Source organism: Shewanella sp. SM23 (assembly GCF_025654295.1).
In the GTDB taxonomy this organism is placed as follows: Bacteria; Pseudomonadota; Gammaproteobacteria; order Enterobacterales; family Shewanellaceae; genus Shewanella; species Shewanella oncorhynchi.
In genome coordinates this window covers 1-877 of record NZ_JAKKRM010000058.1, presented here as the reverse complement: position 1 = coordinate 877, position 877 = coordinate 1, and the positions used below count along the sequence as shown (strand labels likewise).

The window sequence follows — 877 nt, the reverse complement described above, 5'->3', positions numbered from 1 at the left end:
CCACGGTGAATACGTTCCCGGGCCTTGTACACACCGCCCGTCACACCATGGGAGTGGGCTGCAAAAGAAGTGGGTAGCTTAACCTTCGGGGGGGCGCTCACCACTTTGTGGTTCATGACTGGGGTGAAGTCGTAACAAGGTAGCCCTAGGGGAACCTGGGGCTGGATCACCTCCTTACCTATACGACTAACTTAATGTTTGTTGAGTGTTCACACAGATTTGCTTGATAGAAGAAAGAGTAAAAGATGGGTCTGTAGCTCAGCTGGTTAGAGCGCACCCCTGATAAGGGTGAGGTCGGTGGTTCAAGTCCACTCTGACCCACCAAATCTTCGTTCTCCTTTGTTAAATTAACACTCGTTTAGTGAACTAAACGTCGCGTTAATTTGCCGCGGATAACTCGATTTGGCAAACCAATCCTTTTAGAGGCTTGGAACATCTTACTTACTCGCACTGCATGTAAATGGGGCTATAGCTCAGCTGGGAGAGCGCCTGCCTTGCACGCAGGAGGTCTGCGGTTCGATCCCGCATAGCTCCACCATTTACACCTTATTCTGACTTTATTGCAAAGTAATAAGGCATATGCACTATGGATAGAGATGCCAAAGATAAACTTAAAAATTATCTTTGGCTTTTTTAAGCCCGCTCTTTAACAATTTGGAAAGCTGATAGTATTTAATTGCATGAGTCTGTCATGTAATTAATTACAAAACGTTTAATGCGCAAGCATTGAACATGAGTTCTCAAACACTTTATTAAGTGTCTTGAATATTCAAAAGTAAATTATTCTTTATTGAATAGTTTACGTCTAAGGCGCGTCCACTTCTTTGGTCAGAAGTGAGACAAGTAAAACCAAGCTGGTCGCAATGCGGCGCAGATG

General features: G+C 44.5%; 2 tRNA genes and 1 rRNA gene. All 3 read left to right on the top strand.

From position 1 onward, the window contains the following. Positions 1 to 177 (top strand): 16S ribosomal RNA (locus tag L5L98_RS22260); the annotation flags it as partial. A 70-nt stretch (positions 178 to 247) separates the two neighbouring features. Then, a tRNA-Ile gene (locus L5L98_RS22255) sits at positions 248 to 324 on the top strand. 138 nt (positions 325 to 462) lie between these two features. After that, positions 463 to 538 (top strand) — tRNA-Ala (locus L5L98_RS22250). The last annotated feature ends 339 nt before the right edge of the window (positions 539 to 877 follow it).